Origin of the sequence: Pedobacter sp. KBW06, assembly GCF_003852525.1 — a bacterium.
Classification (GTDB): domain Bacteria; phylum Bacteroidota; class Bacteroidia; order Sphingobacteriales; family Sphingobacteriaceae; genus Pedobacter.
In genome coordinates, this window is record NZ_QAJL01000007.1 from 44,317 (window position 1) to 61,114 (window position 16,798).

General features: G+C 41.9%; 12 protein-coding genes. 4 read left to right on the forward strand and 8 right to left on the reverse strand.

The genetic code is table 11. The annotated features are described in order from the left end of the window. Positions 1 to 2 precede the first annotated feature (2 nt). The 4 genes from DBR43_RS31395 to DBR43_RS33110 form a co-directional block, all read right to left on the reverse strand. Positions 3 to 3,416 (reverse strand): TonB-dependent receptor domain-containing protein, encoded by a 3,414-nt coding sequence (locus tag DBR43_RS31395; RefSeq protein WP_158622649.1) that lies wholly within the window; start codon positions 3,414 to 3,416, stop codon positions 3 to 5. Between the two features lie 161 nt (positions 3,417 to 3,577). Further along, positions 3,578 to 4,867 (reverse strand): FecR family protein, encoded by a 1,290-nt coding sequence (locus tag DBR43_RS31400; RefSeq protein WP_124587315.1) that lies wholly within the window; start codon positions 4,865 to 4,867, stop codon positions 3,578 to 3,580. Positions 4,868 to 5,038: 171 nt separating this feature from the next. Further along, entirely contained in the window at positions 5,039 to 5,629 is a 591-nt protein-coding gene (locus DBR43_RS31405) for an RNA polymerase sigma factor (RefSeq protein ID WP_124587316.1), read from the reverse strand. Positions 5,630 to 5,865: 236 nt separating this feature from the next. Continuing rightward, entirely contained in the window at positions 5,866 to 6,018 is a 153-nt protein-coding gene (locus DBR43_RS33110; protein ID WP_158622650.1) for a hypothetical protein, read from the reverse strand. Positions 6,019 to 6,359: 341 nt separating this feature from the next. Here DBR43_RS33110 and DBR43_RS31410 point away from each other — a divergent pair, with 341 nt between their 5' ends. From DBR43_RS31410 to DBR43_RS31425, 4 genes are all read left to right on the forward strand, one after another. After that, positions 6,360 to 6,572 carry a TIGR04139 family peptide modification target gene (locus DBR43_RS31410; RefSeq protein ID WP_124587317.1) on the forward strand — a complete coding sequence of 71 codons (213 nt, stop codon included), beginning with the start codon at positions 6,360 to 6,362 and terminating at the stop codon, positions 6,570 to 6,572. A 1,031-nt stretch (positions 6,573 to 7,603) separates the two neighbouring features. Continuing rightward, positions 7,604 to 9,316: a hypothetical protein gene (locus tag DBR43_RS31415; protein WP_124587318.1), complete on the forward strand. Its 1,713-nt coding sequence runs from the start codon at positions 7,604 to 7,606 to the stop codon at positions 9,314 to 9,316. A 116-nt stretch (positions 9,317 to 9,432) separates the two neighbouring features. Further along, positions 9,433 to 10,089 (forward strand): hypothetical protein, encoded by a 657-nt coding sequence (locus DBR43_RS31420; protein ID WP_124587319.1) that lies wholly within the window; start codon positions 9,433 to 9,435, stop codon positions 10,087 to 10,089. Then, positions 10,086 to 10,871: a hypothetical protein gene (locus tag DBR43_RS31425; RefSeq protein WP_124587320.1), complete on the forward strand. Its 786-nt coding sequence runs from the start codon at positions 10,086 to 10,088 to the stop codon at positions 10,869 to 10,871. Before DBR43_RS31420 ends, DBR43_RS31425 begins: the two co-directional genes overlap by 4 nt. A gap of 7 nt (positions 10,872 to 10,878) precedes the next feature. Here DBR43_RS31425 and DBR43_RS31430 read toward each other — a convergent pair whose 3' ends face one another. From DBR43_RS31430 to DBR43_RS31445, 4 genes are all read right to left on the reverse strand, one after another. After that, positions 10,879 to 11,526: a hypothetical protein gene (locus tag DBR43_RS31430; protein WP_124587321.1), complete on the reverse strand. Its 648-nt coding sequence runs from the start codon at positions 11,524 to 11,526 to the stop codon at positions 10,879 to 10,881. Then, complete coding sequence (locus DBR43_RS31435; protein WP_124587322.1) at positions 11,526 to 12,197, reverse strand: hypothetical protein; 672 nt, start codon at positions 12,195 to 12,197, stop codon at positions 11,526 to 11,528. Before DBR43_RS31435 ends, DBR43_RS31430 begins: the two co-directional genes overlap by 1 nt. Then, the gene (locus DBR43_RS31440) at positions 12,190 to 13,047 is read right to left on the reverse strand and encodes a hypothetical protein (protein ID WP_124587323.1); all 858 of its coding nucleotides are present in this window, start codon (positions 13,045 to 13,047) and stop codon (positions 12,190 to 12,192) included. Before DBR43_RS31440 ends, DBR43_RS31435 begins: the two co-directional genes overlap by 8 nt. Before the next feature lie 328 nt (positions 13,048 to 13,375). Continuing rightward, on the reverse strand, positions 13,376 to 16,666 hold the full coding sequence (locus tag DBR43_RS31445) for an SMEK domain-containing protein (RefSeq protein WP_124587324.1): 3,291 nt from the start codon (positions 16,664 to 16,666) through the stop codon (positions 13,376 to 13,378). Positions 16,667 to 16,798 lie beyond the last annotated feature (132 nt).

The window sequence follows — 16,798 nt, forward strand, 5'->3', positions numbered from 1 at the left end:
GTTTAAAACAAGTTATAAGTGAATCCCATCATAATTTCTGCGCCACGCTTATAACCACGGTTCAGGTATTCATTGCCATACCATTTTCCGCCAGTGCCGGGATTGGCATAAACAGTTTTGACGGCTGGATTAAGGATGTTTTTTGCATAGCCTTTAAAAGTGACCCTTTTAACAAGGCGCTGACTGAATACAAAATCAAGTACAGGTACCGGACGGGTATATAAATCAGGTTCTCCGGTGAGGTTAATCTGTACCAATCGCTCCCCGATCATATTGAATGTTCCTGTTAAACTGGTGCCGGAACGTTTGTTATTATAGTTTAACCATCCATTAATAGCGTAAGGTGCCTGCTCAAACAGCGGACTGTTAACAGGTGCATGACGATCTAAAGAGCGGTTCGCCTTTAGTCGTGCTACCGATTTTTTAATCTCACTTTGCGCCAGCAGAAGGTTTGCGCCGAAGAAGAAATTTTCGAGGGGTGCCCAAATCCTGCCAAGGTCTTTAACCAACTCCAGCTCTAATCCCCATACCTTACCAATGTTAGGGTCGTTTTCAAACCTGATGGTTGGGTATTCAGGGTAAGTAGCTGCCAGTCCGCTGGTTTGCAGGTTAAACACTTTATAGAGTTGGTTTTTAATGCGCTTTCCAAATAATGAGACCGCAATAACCTCCCCATTGTTAGGGAACCATTCCCAGCGAAAATCCAGGTTTTGGGTAGATTGATTGATCAGATGTGGATTACCAACCACCAATCCCATCTGGAAAGCATCAAATTCAAATACGTTGGTGATTTCTCTTAATTCCGGTCTGGCCAGCGTGGTATTGTACCCGGCACGGAAATTCATATTCTCCTTGTAATTGTAGGTTGCGTTTAAAGAGTAATATGGTTTATAACCTACTTTATAAACAGAATTTGGATTGGTTAATGAGAGCGGTACCCTGCTGCCATCCGGACCTGGGGTAGTTAACGACGGATCTAAAAATACACCGGCAGTATCTACGCCTGACTGTATATTGGTAGATTCGAAACGAAGTCCTCCGGTAAGCCTTAAATCCTCCGCAAGCTTAAGGTCAAGCATCGCATAAGCAGCCTTGGTTTCAAAGAAACCTTTATAATTATTAGGTGATTTCTGACTATTGTATAAAAAACCACCTACCGCACCGGCACCTTCTCCGTTACCTGTTGTTAGCGGACGGATGCCGATCACCTCATTACTCACCAATCGGTCTAAGTTTCCTTCCGACATATATAAAGGCAAGGAGGTCATGGAAGAAAAGTTGGAGCCTGGAAGGAAAAGCACGTTTTCTGTAAACACACGCTTACGATTCAGGTAATTGATACCGGTTTTAAACTCCTGTTTCTTTCCAAGGAACTGGAATGGTAAAGTCACATCCGCCTTATAATTATAATTTTTCTCGTCCAGATTCCTGTAGCGGCGACCGTTAGGCTCGGCCTGGATGATACCGTAGGCTCCAAATCCATTTACATAACCCGAAGAAAGGGCATACAAATGATCGGTATAAACAGATCCGGGTGTAACGTTTCCTGCCGTTGAAGAAGGTATACTGATATAAGCTCCGCCTTTAGGGGTATAATCAATGAGGTTTACAAAACGATAATCCGGGTCATTTTGACTCGCCCTTGAACTGGCCAGGTTATAGCTCAATCGGGGAGCATATTCTCCCTTCAAAAACTTATGTTCTCCCTGTAAATTGAAGGTATTGAGTTTCCGGTAAGATTGTCTTAATGAATAAATGGTACTGTTTACATCACCTGGCAAATCGGTATATTCATAGCTGCCGCGAATGTTGGATGCTGCGGATTCTCCACCCCAACTACCCAGATATTGCATACTGATTTCGTGCTGCGGGTTAAAACGGTAGGTTAACCCCAGTAGCGTTCCATAATTCAGGGTTTCTGTACCTGTATTTTCTTTATAGGTCTGGTACTTACCCATAAACAAACTATTAGGTGTGATGTAATTCGGAATGTTCCTGGGGCTCCTGATCTGCGGATTTCCTGTTACAATACCCTGATAAATACTGTACTGCTGAATATCACCACCAGAAATATCCGTTGTTCTGCGGTAATAATTCGCACCCGCAATTACGCCAAGTTTGTGTTTCTTAAAAAGCGTATAGCTATTGCCAAAACTGGCAGAATAAAGCTGGTTTAAAGGCGCTTGTTTATAGCTTGTGGTTAATACAGGGTCAAAACTTTGCATAATACCATTGATGCGGTTTACTTCCTGTTTTACTGCGGGACTGTAATCGCTGTTGGCAATCATTTGCTGAATCTGCCCGGGGCCTCCTTTATATTGTTGTGCCAGATTTAAGAATTCGGGCGAGAGGTTCTTTTTATTGATATTTTTACCCAGAAACCCCATGTCGCTGTTGTAAAAACTATTGTGCTGTCCTCCAATCCCAATATTGGAATTAAAGCCCGACTGAAACACAAAATCTACCACCATGCTGTCTGGTACTGATTTTGTTTTCAGTTCTACGATACCTGCGGCAGCATCGGCCGGCTTATCCGGTGTAACCGTTTTATAGATGGTGATGTTGTCCAACAACGATGAAGGTACGAGATCTAAAGGTATAGAGCTGCGATCCGGATCTGAAGAGGCCAAACGGATCCCGTTCAACTGCCCCACCACACTCCTGTCGCCTAAACCCCTAATGGCCACATACTTATCATCGGTAATAGTTACGCCTGATACTTTTTGCAAAGCCTGGGTGGTGGTGATGCTACCCGTCCGTTCAATTTGAGCGGAAGAAATCGCATCCTGTACGATGGCCGATTTTTTACGTTCATCCAGAACAGCTGTCTCTGTGTTGGTTTTCCGGCGGGCCTGCACAGTCACCTCGCTCAGGGAGGTTGAGGAGACTTCCAAAAACACTGCCAGACTGGTATTCCCTTCAGCAGCCTTCAGCTCCTTCGTCTGATAGCCCAGGATACTAAAAACAAGTATAGCCCCTTCTTGTGGTACATTAATGGTAAAGTTGCCGTCAGCATCTGTAGCGGTGCCTCTGTTGCTGCCTTTTATGCGAACGGAAACACCTGGAAGTGGCAATTTATCTTTCGCATCCGCCACTTTTCCGGATATCCGGATCGCTTGTTGCTTTTTGGGGGAGGAAAGAACTGTTATTACAACCATTCTGTTCTTAATGACATAGCTATAGGGCTGCTGGTTGAAACAGGCATCAAGTGCCTGCTGGATAGTCGCCTCAGAAATATTGATGTTAACGGGTCTGGCGTTTTTAAAAAGATCCGTATCATAAAAAAAATCATATTGGCTTTGTTTCCTGATTTCTTCCAATACCGAGTAGATGTTGCTGTTCTGCTTATTCAAGGTAATACGCTGGGCAAAACCTGCAGCGCTAACCTGAACAAGCAAACAGGTTATAAGTATCATGGTGATTTTCATAACACGCATGCATAAATTAAAACTCATATATTTGTTATCGTTAATATTATAGATGATCTTGTACTCACAAATTATCGGTAAGCTTAGCAATCTTGCCAAAGGTGTTTCCAGCACCTTTGGCTTTTACCAGGCTCCGTTCAGCATAGGTATTAATTCCTCACAGTTAGCCTCCTTTCTGTTAATGTTACCTTTACTTTTTTAGTAGTTTCCAGCATATCGATGATGGTTGATAGCGGTTGCGAACGGGATATCATGCCGCTGAAATGTAGCTTTCCAAGTTCAGGCGGGCATTCGATCTCGATATCGTACCAGCGCGCTACTTTGCGTAAAACACTTTGCAGGGGTTCCCCTTTAAATACAAAGTCGCCGGTTATCCAGGCCAGATAGGTTGATGCATCTACTTGTCTCACTGATATATCATCGGCTACCAATGCCTGTTCTCCCGGCATCAATACTACCGACTTACCCCTGTCTGACTTTACACGTACCCTACCCTCTGTAAGCGTAGTCACGATATAGGGTTCTTCAGGATAAGCGTTGACATTAAAATGCGTACCCAACACCTGTATCTCCTGTCTGTTGGTTTCTACGTAAAACGGTACCCGACCATGCTGACCTGAACCATTGGGAAAGGAAAGTTTAGCGATTTCAAAATAAACTTCGCCTGTCATTTTCACCCTGCGTTCTTTGCTTGCGAAACGCAGGGGATAGTTTAAAGACGAACCGGCATTCAGCCAGGCTTTGGATCCATCGGGCAAAGTAACACGGTATTGTCCGCCATTCGGGGTGGTCACCGTATTATATTCCTTCTCTGATGCAGTCCGTCCGTTACTGGCATGGTAGACAATATCACCATCACTTTTTTTCTCCACCTGAACACCATTTTGAAGTTTAAGGGTCGTTCCGACAGTGATGTCTGAAAGTTTTATCACCTTACCGTCGGCCAGCGCCAATAGCGCGTTATCAGCACCCGGCTCTATTTTAACTGTGTGTTTCGCCAACTGTTCTTTTTCACTGTGTAAGCCGAGTGTCTTCCAGAGTAATACGGAGGATCCGACCAGGAGGATTATTGCCGCAGCAAACTTCATCAACCAGGGAAGGCTTCTTACAGGGGCAGTCCCCGTATCAGCGCTTGGGTATTCGTTTACATCCTGTTGTGTCGCCCCGACATTTTGATAGCGTTCTTCAGCCGGCTTACCAAATGGTGTGCCTGAAGCTGTTTTTTGAATATGAAACCTCTGTTTGAAATTCTCCAGGTCGGCATTATCCACTGACATTTGGGTATCTGATTGAATGTCGGGCCATGCTTCCCGAAGACAGTCCTCCACATATTCGGCATCGCTGTTCATCGCCAAATACATTTGGATCAGTTCACGCTCGCTGGATGAACATTCTCCTCTAAAATATCTGATCAGTATTATTCTTGATGGTCGTTCCATTGTTTCTTCATTGCCGGGACTAAGGCGTTCTGCAATAAAGAATCCGAAAAGGAGCTTGTATAACTAATCAAAAATTGGATTTAATGGTTTAATAACAAACCGCTATCGGTTGTTCATAATTTATTAACATGAAGAAGCGAGTTGTTCAACAGAGATTTTGAAGAATCGTTACTAAAAAATGGGCAGGATTAAAGCATTGGTTAGTAAAAGCACGACCAATGAACCAGGACACTCTTTTAGTTCCTGACGCAACACCTTCAACGCCGAAGTAATATGGTTATTTACCGTGTATACAGACAGTCCCATCTTATCAGCAATTTCCTGCTGACTCATATCATAGTCCCGGCTATAGACGAAGGCTTCACGTTGTCTGGGGTGGAGTTTGGTTAGTGCTGCCTGATACCTTGTCTTCAAATCCTGAAGATCAAGTTCCGGATGATCTATGGTGCCCAGTTCATTTAATATCTGATCCTCGATTTGCACCGTTATAAAAACACTTTTGCGGGCATGTCTGACAATTTGCTGGCGTAGAATTCCGAAAAGATAATCGTCAAATTTGAGCACATGGGATAGTTGATCTTTGTGCTGCCATATTTTTAAGAAAACATTCATTACCAATTCTTCGGCATCTTCTTTATTGGACAACATTTTTTGGCAGGCCGCCATAAGACGCGGATAGTAATGATTTATAATGATGTTAAAAGCAAGGTCATTACCTGTCAACCAATCTGCAAGATAATTCTCAACGTGCTTTTTCTCCATTTCATTTAATAAGGGCGGTGCAAAGGTAATGTGTGGAGGACCAGAGAATGATTATTTCTATATTAACTTATTATTAATAGTGTTGCTCGCAAGAACCGTGGCGGGTAGGCGTACTGGGGTCAGGTTAGGATTATAAAACATATTACATGGGCGCTAAGTGGGTGCTTTTCAACCCAAATTATAGCCTCCAGAATTAATGTCTGGAGGTATTTGCTTTTTTAGGCATCGTTTTCCAGTTATATGCAAAAGTATTGTGTTTTAATGATAGGCGGATAATAGTCCAGAATCAGGGGCTGCCTCCCGGTAGCAAGTAATTTCTTTCTAAGTTTGTCGTATTGATCATAAGCAAAACCGTCGATAAACCAGTAATCTGTAATCTGTATTGGCATATTCAGTTAAAAATGCGAAAATCCAATTTCTAATATTGGTCAAATCTAAAGACTGAGCAATCAAATTAGTTTGTGCAATTACATTTGTTGGAAGCGTTACGAATATTTATTGAAACCTAACGAATATCAAACGAGCCTTGCATTCCCAAGTGTTTAGGCTCAACTTTAAAATAAACTATGGCGATAGTGCTAGCAAATTAAATTTATACCGCAGTAGTTAGCAATTTATATTAATATTTTTTGTAGACGTATAACTGATTTTCTATAAATAGCAATTTAACCAAAACCCAAACGCCAGGGTAAGTTGGCGCTTATTAGTCAAATATTAAATTTCAACAAAAATGACAGATTTAAAAGAAATGCAAAAAAGCTTGTCTTCATTGGAAAACAAGAAGCTAGATTTACAAAGTTATAAAGCTGTATTAGGTGGTTTAGCTGGGGGGCCGAAGTATATCGTGTCTAACCTTACAGACGAAAACGGATGTCAATTGGTCGATTACTATTATGATGGCAAATGGTGTGCTAGATTTAGCGATTGTAAAAATCAATATTGATAATAATCAATTCAATGTAATAAAAATTAAGTGGTATGAAGAGCTTCTCTTTTAAAAAAACGAAAAGCTTTCAGACTTAAATTTTATTAGCGGTGAAGATTGAGCTCATCGAACTATAGTTGATTTAATTTTCCTAAATAACATAGTTTTTTAAATAAAAAAGCCCCCAAAAAGTGTCTAACTTTTTGGGGGCACTTCATTATAGGGCTTTTTAAAATCTATAAAAATTTAAAATCCAAATCAGCAAATGACATTAAATATGCCTAAAAATCGAGAAATAACCACGAATGAACGGTTTTCCGCAGTGTTCACATATTCTTTGGATGTTGATGTTTGAACTCATTGTCTTCTTTTTTGTTCCTTCTCATTATCCCGCAGGCATCATTTTCTCGCTTAAATCATCGGTAGTTATCTCTCCTATTTTTTGTCCTTTCTAGGGTAATTAAAGATAATTAAGAGGAATTAAGGGTAATTAGATGACATTAAGCACAATGTTTTACCCTGTGTTTTTTTGAGGGCAAAATTTTGCACTTGAGGAACAAATGTGTAAAAAACTATGGCAATTATCCAAGAATTTGGACAAAAGAAAAACACACAACTTACTAAAAATAAACCACTTACTGTTAATTATTCAACATGATTATTCGTAATTATACAGGGCTATTTCCCAATACACAAATTACAATCCACTATTAACCAATGGATTGTTAAAAATAAGTAACATTTTAGCTTAAAGGGAAATCATCAGTGGTTATCTATCCGGTTATGTTTATAACTTATGTAAATACACTGTTTTTAAAGCAGTTATCAATATGATGTAACAGAAAAAACTAGATAAATAATCGACTTCAAATTAAGAGCCCAAACAGGTTTTAAATAACAATGTTATATTAGCAAACACATATCATTTTGGTAAATTGATGCTTAACTGTATTAAATTAAAGTTTTTAATCATTCGATTAATCAGAATTTGCATGGTAGCCCGGACCAATCGGATTTAATTTTAGTATATTGAAAAATATCTCATTTTAATGCTAAATATTTCTATTGACCAGCCAATAAAGACGGTAGGCCATCAATACCGAATCCTAGACAAATTACTGAAGAAAATTCCCCAAGCGGTTTTGTTCGGGAATTCCAGACAGGATATCTGCTATCAAGCACTCCGTCATTTCGATTTTAGTCCACCTATCAACAACGATTATCATCAAATTGAAAAGGCCGCTGGCAAGGTATTGGAACTCCTGGGTCTTGATCAGGATTATTTTAATGAGTATGAAAAAGACAATAAGTCTGTTATAGACAGGTTTATGCATCATTTCTTGGAGTTAAAGGACCTTCCTGGAACTCATTTGGCGATATTGAAAAATAAAGTTTCAGCTGACCTTGTTACCATCAATGAAATGATTGACAAGTACGAAGCAATTGCATTCATACAGGAAAATAGGAAAGCGAGAAATCAAACTGAATTAACGCAAAAAGAATTTTACGAGCGCTGCCTCGCTGAGCGGAACAAAATCAGACAACACCTGCGGTATGGCTTGAAAAAGCGGGCACTGTCAAAGGCAGGTACATTTACTACAATTGGAGGTATCGGGTTCCTCTTGGATGCTGAATTTGACCGACCATACAGCCTCCAGTGGTACCAAGCTGAAAAATATTTTGACTACCAACAGATTGATACGGTGACACACCGGCTTTTACCAATACCCATCCGCATCGCCAGAGAATTGATGCGAACCTATAGACGCAGCAAAACCGAATTCTACAGTGAACTTCAAGAACACAGACCAATAAACAACGTGTTGCTGCAATTAAAGGCCTCGGCGGAATTTCTGCCATTTATCCCTCAACAAAGGAATGAGATATTTAAGGAATTAATAGGCTTGTTTAATGACTCAAGGTTCTATGGCTTTTATGCCCTGGGCATGACCCAGATAGAAGGGCTCTTCACAGACATGTGCCAGCTATGTTCGCCAGGGATGGAAAATAAGTCCCTCCCTCTGAAAGTTGCGGCGATCAAACCCTTTGCAGGAGTAGGAATATCTAGGCTAGACTATTTTAATCACCACTTGCCACATCTGCGTAACCGTTTTCTGCATCATGGAACTGATCAGACAGAAGAGATTGAAAACCTATGCAAGGATCTCATCTATGATCTCGAGGAGGTTCTGACTATATTTAATAAATTGGAACTGGATGTTATTAAGTTTTTAAAGACAATTAGACAGCGTGATATTGTATCTTTCAATTCTCTGATGGACCTGACCACCTATTTTAAGTTGTTTTTATCGCTTAAACGTAAAGATCAATTAAAGTATTTCAGTGTTGAAATTCAGAGCTTCCACCACGTATTCATACCCGGACTTCTGGAAGAAATCATTCAGGAAATGGCAGACAATTATCAAAAAGAGATGAATGAAATCGTTCCTGTTATAGATTTTCTGCTGAACCGAAACAAATCCGACTTCAAAAACATTAAGATCTCAGAAATGGGAGCAAAACTTATCAGGATTAAAAAAAGAATGGCTGCAAATCTGGAACGTGGTCTTAGAGATCAGATAATGAATGTTTTTGAACTGTGTTATTTCCTGAGCTTTTGGAAAAAAGTTCTTGACCCGAATGCGATTGAACCTTCGGTTAAGAATGAGATTGAATTACTGAGCTTGAAAGTAAAACCTGAAGCGAAAAAACTACAGATGCTGGTTAGAATTTCTGGTGCGGAACAATCCTATTTCAAATGAGATAAAAACCTCTTATCAGAATATCATCATAGATCAACCTTCTTAAATTGAAGATAGCAAATGGGTAATCAATTTCATTTTATCGAACTTTAGCAAAAATTTACCTCCGACAACATATGTATTTTCAAAAAGCACTTAAGGGCATTAACGGAATCGACCAGGCTACTGCACAGCACATCGTTGACAACGGCCTCATGAGCAACTGGTGGCGCAAAGCAGGAACCATAAAAGTTGCAGATCAAAAGCAACTACTAAACTACGCGAACGCCGATCTTCATCTCAACCATTATAACGAACCCATACCAGCGGGACATCTGCTGTCTCCTTACGGCGGATCCTATGGCAGCGTCAGCCCCTTTATCTCCACCACAGCCGGAGCAATACAGCGCGACAAAGACAAAGGAACGAACATATTCTTCGATCCCTTTCTGACAGCACTACGCTTTGCCACAAAGCAGTACCGATCCACCGGATACATCTTCTACTGTTACCTGCTGACAATAGGCAAAGCCGCGATCGAAATGGAACAGTTTTCAGAGGAAATACGGGAACTGCACATTTACAGAGATTATCTTCCCTATCATTCTCAAGGCGAGATCATGGCTAAGATCATCATCCCCTCTGTTCAGATAGAAATGGCAGTGGAATATAACGGGCCGGAAGCCAAAGCAGCGCTTAAAGCCAAAACCATCCCTGTTCCGACAAATCGCATCATCAATACTACCTACCTTCCACCGGAAAAGTATTCCAACATCAGGGAGGTCCTCTCATGAGCAACTACGCAGAAATGCTCGGGCTTGACCCCGAAGCTGTCTTGACTATGGCAGAAACCTATTCCGGCTACGCTGCAGCCCGGGAAGAAACAGATCAACCCGCCTATAATCGGGAATGGATCGCCAGCTCCTGGCTCATCGGCGCAGTATTCCAGACCCTGATCGAACCCTCAGCCGCAAAACCCATGTTCCAACAGGCCGCATGGAATTATGCGATGCTGGGAATGCCCATATGGCGCATCTGCCAGGTCTGCGCAGGAAAAGAAAGAGACCAGATCAATGAGCAAATCTCAGCCAAAACGTATCCCGATGACGAAGATGCTTTTTATCAAACGCTGCAGAGAGAATTTCGACGCAGCCCCAGCCGTGAAACAAACGGCAGCTATTTCCAGCAGAACAAACTGGAAAACGAACTTTTCGGAACCATTCCGAACCTGCACATCCCCTACGGACTGGTCTTGCAAGCGATCAATGACAGCAACCAGTGGTACAGTGAAAAACAGCCAAAGCTGCAGAATTTCAAACAGGTCGCAAGGCGGATGAACGAGATCACTGACCTGTACCGTTCAGATGAATATTACTGGCAAAACCTCCAGGGACAAATCATTCCATTTGAACCGGCTGCCATTGCCATCAGCATAGTCTTCGTCAAAAAATGGCTGGAAAGTGGCAACAAACTGGAAACACTGATCAAAAATTCCGGTTTGCAGAAACGACAAAGCTTGTTATTGGAGATTGCTGCTGAACTATTAGAGAAACCAGATAAGTTAGATCAATACTGATCAAGTTTTAAAATTGCTGTAAACCTTCCTTTGGCGGCACGAATGAATTTGCCGCCAATTCCTCAAAATTTGTCCCTAATGTTTCTTCCTTTAGTCTCACGAAGCTTTTTTTTAGCCGTTCTGTGACATAGTCATCCACAAAAGCCACCAATAGCCTGAAATTTAGCAGCTGTGAATCCAGATCATTCAAGAATACAATATTTTCATAGATCTGGCGAGTGACCCGCTGATCAAGGTCTAATGCTACCGCAATCACATTCTGTTCCCATCCCTCTCCCCCACCATGCGCCACATATTTATTGCGCTGCTGGATCAGCCTATCATGTTCTTCCCGGACTTCCTTTGGTAGATCTTTGAGCGCCTCAATTTTCAGGCTAGAACCACGCCCTTCTGCCTGCGCGTAACACTTGGCATAAGTGATGATCGCAAAAAATGACAGGCTTTGCTTGATGATCTTATTTTCAACCCCAGCTTCCAGCAATGTCAAAGTCTCCTTAACCAGGTCAAGGTCCTTTTTGATCAGACAAAGGGCCGAGTAATTGCGTGCCAGCTTGGTTTTCAGCAATGCAATCGACCTAATTTCGTTATGCTCATTGGCCAGCACCCTGACATAACCTTCATTTTCGACAAAATGGTAATACGGTCTCATTTCCATCAGCTCGTATATTTATAAAATTCAACCGCCCAAAAGTCGGCAATAGCTATTTTGGATTGAAAACCGATTCCGGATGGATCCATCATCGGATCAGCCGGCAGCAACAACCACTCTTTATCCCAGGATGCTTTCAAGTATTCCTCCGGAAAATCATCCTGCACCCCTGAAAGAAATTCTTCGACATCAATCAGTAGCAGTTTGTGCCTATACCCGGGAAAATTTTCACAAATGTTGCAACGACAAAAACTCCCTACGAAACTGTAAAAGTCAGGATCCGTCGAACCACGACCATAATTACAGGTATACTGAAATGTATAAACCCCATCACCGATTTCCTGTAAACCCGAATCCTCAAAACTGCAGGTGAACAAAAATGCATCAGCCGATTCACGAACCGATGGATCAAACGAACGATTTTTAGTCCCCGCAATAAAATTTAACGCAATACTACGACTCAAACTAAATGAAAGAAATGCGGTCGTATTGTATATAAATTTATCTTGTTCATTACGGAAATGAATATGATTGGAAATCGTACGCATCCACCCATACTTCTTGTGCGGCTCAGGATCGTCTCCGCTCCCAACCTGCTTGGTCCACAGACCATCCTCGCAATATTTTTCAGGCATAGTTTGATTGCCTTTTTTTACTCCTCTATAAAGTTTAAGCATCCAAGAAGTGGTGTTGTTCGGTTGACATCATTATTTTTTCAATATGCGAAAAATCTGCGTACTTACTGAACGTATTTAAAAACCTGGTGAACTCGATATTCCCGGGTGCAACATCAGACCTCGACAGCTCCAACTTAAAATCCATCAATTTATAAATGCAATAGTACGGCTGACCATTCGGCCAGTTCACCTGGAGGTGGGCCAAGTTACCCATTGTACTCAGATCAATATGTACAATAACCACATAACGTTCGGTCAGTTCCTCATTAAAATAGGGAATGCGAATCGTTAAAAACTCACTTGAAAATTGACCCGCTGTGACTTCATCCAATGCCCGTTTAAACTTCTTCAATTTTGATTTAGGTACATCAGGCTGTAAAGACCTCTTAGGAAATAAAGAATGAACGATCATGGTATTACGGTAAAGTACTAACACGAAATCCCTCGCCTCACCACCAGACCTGCTGAAGCGAGAAGAAGTACCCATATACTTTTCAAACAAAGCACCGTCAGCATGCACTTTAAGGTCTTTAGCACCACGCAAAAAAACGTCATCTGCAACCTGCCGCCAGTCATCAATCGGAATACTGACCGACTGAAACCTGCTCGGATCACCTAAAGCACCTTCGCCAAAATACAGGTCATTCGAATAATAATTGTGCCGACTCATGATGTGTTGCCAGCCTGTGTCCCGGTTCCCGTGTATAAAAATCAGCCTGGCTGACGAAACAGAGAAGACGCCATACCACTGCTTACTGAAAGAAGCCAGTACACCCATCTGCCAGATCGGATCCTTGGCCTCCTTCTGTACCCATTCGATCAATTCAGCTGTCAGGTACTGTTTTTGCATACCTGAAGGTAATCAATTACCACTCAATTCTTACTAGAAATAAATTTCGATATAAAGAAAGCAGCAACAGAAAACCGTCCTTCTCCCTAGTTAGGTAAAAGCAACACATAACTTAATCCCCCCTTAAAACTAAAATGCTCGGAAAAGATCGAATTGAATTCCCACAAACAAATTAGCGGCCATACATTCGCTGCCATTATTTTAAATCGCTGTTTAAACTTACTGAGGCTACATTTTACTTAACTCATCTGTACGGAAGTTTTTTTAGTCGCATAGAAACAATCACAATGAATAATCCCTGATCATTTTAAAAGCAGGTTCAGCCAAACTAATCCCGGCTTAATTTCTTTATCGCTTCGACTGCCGATTCGCCCAGTAGCGGATGATCCGTTATACCACGCAGCAGCACAATATCTAGCATTCCACCCAGCCGCTCCAGCATATAAATCGCATGCCTGTCTACATCTGCACCACCGCGCTGAAAACCCAACACCTCTTTTTGCCACCCAAGATTTTGGAGAGTAGCGTAGCAGGCTTTCAGACATTCACCCGGGAAAAAATCTTCGATATGAACAATTGATGAGTCTCCCCATAACCTATTTGTATCATATCCAGGAAGATTATGCCGTGATTCCTGAATGCTGTCAATTAGGTACTCATTGTTACTAGAAAACAGAACTTTAGTCGAGGGTGCAGAGGCATCCCTTTTCTCCTTCTGACTCAGATCAGGCCGGTTAAGCCAGTAATAGAGCTCACCTGCAGCGAACAATGACTGATCCAAGGGATCTGAAGCCTCTTTAAACCTGCTCAGTACCGGGAAGCAGTATTTGGAACAAATCAGGTTTGTGAAAAGAAAAATTTTGATTGAATCTTGGGGTGTCGTTTTATCATAAATTGGCTGATCTAGCCATTTTTCAATTAATGGGCAAACCTTTTCCTGCATGTGCAAGGTCGTATCTATCAAAATAGAAGAAGCAAAGAAAGATCTGTTGGTTCCCTTGAGCGCCATCTCGTAAAACAATTTCTTTTTGGGCTCCTCCATGTCCTCAATGACAACCTGATACGCGTAGTCATAAGGATGATCAAACTGCCGGTCGTAAAAATTTGATGCCCAAGTCCAATTTTCCTCCAGGTCCGGATCGTCAAACAGCAGCTCCATTTCCTCCCTGACAACAGGTATATAGGCAGTTGCATCATCCTCCAATGCCCCTAAAGCAGACAAAGCATCAAACAACATGGTAGATTTCCATATATCCTGGGTATCAGCATGAATTGCATTCAACTGGTCAATCAACGATTTGCGCTGCTGATCATCTTTGGTGAAATGAGTAACATTGTCCAAAATCTCATTGAACAAGTGGTAAGGCAAACCCTTCCAGTTCTTAGTTAAGGCATTAATAACATAAGGATACAGTATCCTCAGCTTATCATCCCAGCGCAAAAGTACCAGCAGAAAATAAAACTGACCGTGGTATAATGAGCGCTTGCCAAGCAATTCTTCTACTAACGAAACAGGGACCGTCTGTTTCCTGTAAAAATCCGAGAAGCCGGAATGCAAACAAGAAACGATCCAGGTCATTGCACAACCGCGAATCGCTACTCCAACATAGGACGAAGCAAATATCCCGGACCGCGCACTCTGCCCTTTTTGCTTTGCTTCTTCTTTTAGCAACTGAACGGCCGAGTTACCTTTTTCATCCAGTTTACCGACTAACGAGAAAACTTCTTTGACCAAGCGGCCTTTGCTCAACATCGAGGGAATCACTCTGATCAAAGCCCTATCATGATCGGTCCAGGAGCGCAGCGTACTGTCAACAAAATTCACCCCGGAAAGCGAATTCTCATCCATTGCAAACTCCAAGTGATCTACCTCCTGTTCCACCTTACTTAATAAATCACTGATTTTCCAGTCCAGCCAGTTGCAGCAGAATTCCCCTCCCTCCCCGAAAGCCAGGGAAAGCAGCAGGTTGACGTCTGTCAGGCCATTCAGCACCTCAACCAAAACCTCCTGGTCATCAATTGATCCGATAATGAGCAGTTTCTTATCATGATTTTTTGGCGCACGTATCGCTTCATTGATCTCGGAAGCGCCACTGGCGAACCGGACCACACTTTCGGCAACAAAAAAATCGTAAAACATCTCATGACCAAAAGTTACCTTGGCCATTTTTTTCTCGAGCAGCCCGGCATTTAGGCAAGCTTCATATACAGTAACAGCTAGTGCAGTCTCCCTCAAAACCCCGTCCAATTTACGTTCATAAATACTGAAAGAAATGGCGTCCGAAAGCAGTTTCGCGGTAGATGCCAAAAGCAAAAATCCGTCCCTCCTGTTTTTACCCAGCTTCCTTGAAATAAATGCTTCAAATAAGGAAAACCGGCTCAAACCCTCAATCTGTTCCGCTCCGATCTCCCCAATCATTCTGGCCTCGAGCGCCGTCGATACCATTGCTAAAAGCGATACCAGTTTAGGATTTTCCGGCTTTCCGCTATAAGCCCCGGCAATCTTGATTTTGGTAAGTGGCGGCGGAAAATCAACTTTTACTAGTAGAGCGTCAAACGGTGCAAAAAGCGGATCATCAAGTTGGGCGGTGATCAACATTTTACAATTCTTTTCCACTTTCACTTTTTCAAGTTCAGCAATCAGTTTGGCTCGTTTTTCAGGCAGGCATTCATTATATCCGTCGATGATGATCAACATGGGAACATTCAAAACCTGCGCAGCATCAAAAAGATCCATCACGGAATCAAAGCCAAAGGCTGTAGCCTCCTTCTCCAGCAACGCTTCCAGGTTTCGCTCGTAATATTTTCCCTGGAGGGTTACGGAAATGCCGGATTGCAAAAAGTTGATGGCCATCTGAGCTGCTAAAATTGACTTGCCACAACCAGAAGGGCCAAGTATGAGCATCGACGCTGATGACTGTAAATGCTGATCGAGTTCAGTTGTCGAGACTTCCATATCTCCTATTTTGCACGAAAATTCGATAAACCTGTCGGTAGCGGATTGGTGGCTTCCTGAAATTACCCGTTTATAGAAAGCAAATTTATCCTCCGCAGAATTAAAACTGATCAGTGTTTTATTTATAATACCTTGTTTACTACGCCCACCAAACTCGTCTCTCAGAAAATCCAGGATTTTCTCAAACTTGGGACGGTCACTATGGTATAGACCTTCAACATTTTTTTGCAAATCTGAGGGGTAAAGTATGTCTGTCTGGGGATTAAACAGTTCCCTGAATTCTGCAAACCTAACAGAATGAATTTTACGCTTTTTATCACTGCTAATAATAAAAAACCGTATTCCTTTTCCAAACCGTTCATGAAGCTTGTTTCTGCGAAACGTCTCCAGGCTGGAAATAATTTTCGAACTTGTATTTTCTGAGGTAATCTGAAAAGCAATCCCTTTGTGAAGATCCCCCAGATCGACACCAGGATGGTTTAGTTTAAGCTTGTTCAGATCTTGAAGCTGGAGATCATAAACCTGATTTAGTAAAACCATAGCAGTTCTCTCAGAAATTCTGTTAATATCCATGTATCCTGATTGATTCGCCAGTCCAACATCAGTCACCCATGCTGCTAAATACTTTCGAAGCTCATAAAAATCTGGTTCGCTATTGCCCATTATTTCATTCTTTAACACCCCGGACTTGTTCGGGGTTAAAGTTGCAAGATAGTTAATCGTTCAAAGAATACCATGTTATCTGTAATGTCCCTGAGATGTCAAAACACTTTGACTATGGCTGGAAAGAAAACG

Excerpts from the sequence above, each read along its gene's own strand:
- DBR43_RS31425 (WP_124587320.1), top strand. The coding sequence starts at position 10,086 with ATGAGCAACTACGCAGAAATGCTCGGGCTTGACCCCGAAGCTGTCTTG.
- DBR43_RS31400 (WP_124587315.1), bottom strand. The coding sequence starts at position 4,867 with ATGGAACGACCATCAAGAATAATACTGATCAGATATTTTAGAGGAGAA.
- DBR43_RS31405 (WP_124587316.1), bottom strand. The coding sequence starts at position 5,629 with ATGGAGAAAAAGCACGTTGAGAATTATCTTGCAGATTGGTTGACAGGT.
- DBR43_RS31420 (WP_124587319.1), top strand. The coding sequence starts at position 9,433 with ATGTATTTTCAAAAAGCACTTAAGGGCATTAACGGAATCGACCAGGCT.
- DBR43_RS31435 (WP_124587322.1), bottom strand. The coding sequence starts at position 12,197 with ATGCTTAAACTTTATAGAGGAGTAAAAAAAGGCAATCAAACTATGCCT.
- DBR43_RS31415 (WP_124587318.1), top strand. The coding sequence starts at position 7,604 with ATGCTAAATATTTCTATTGACCAGCCAATAAAGACGGTAGGCCATCAA.
- DBR43_RS31445 (WP_124587324.1), bottom strand. The coding sequence starts at position 16,666 with ATGGGCAATAGCGAACCAGATTTTTATGAGCTTCGAAAGTATTTAGCA.
- DBR43_RS31430 (WP_124587321.1), bottom strand. The coding sequence starts at position 11,526 with ATGGAAATGAGACCGTATTACCATTTTGTCGAAAATGAAGGTTATGTC.
- DBR43_RS31440 (WP_124587323.1), bottom strand. The coding sequence starts at position 13,047 with ATGCAAAAACAGTACCTGACAGCTGAATTGATCGAATGGGTACAGAAG.
- DBR43_RS33110 (WP_158622650.1), bottom strand. The coding sequence starts at position 6,018 with ATGCCAATACAGATTACAGATTACTGGTTTATCGACGGTTTTGCTTAT.
- DBR43_RS31410 (WP_124587317.1), top strand. The coding sequence starts at position 6,360 with ATGACAGATTTAAAAGAAATGCAAAAAAGCTTGTCTTCATTGGAAAAC.
- DBR43_RS31395 (WP_158622649.1), bottom strand. The coding sequence starts at position 3,416 with ATGATACTTATAACCTGTTTGCTTGTTCAGGTTAGCGCTGCAGGTTTT.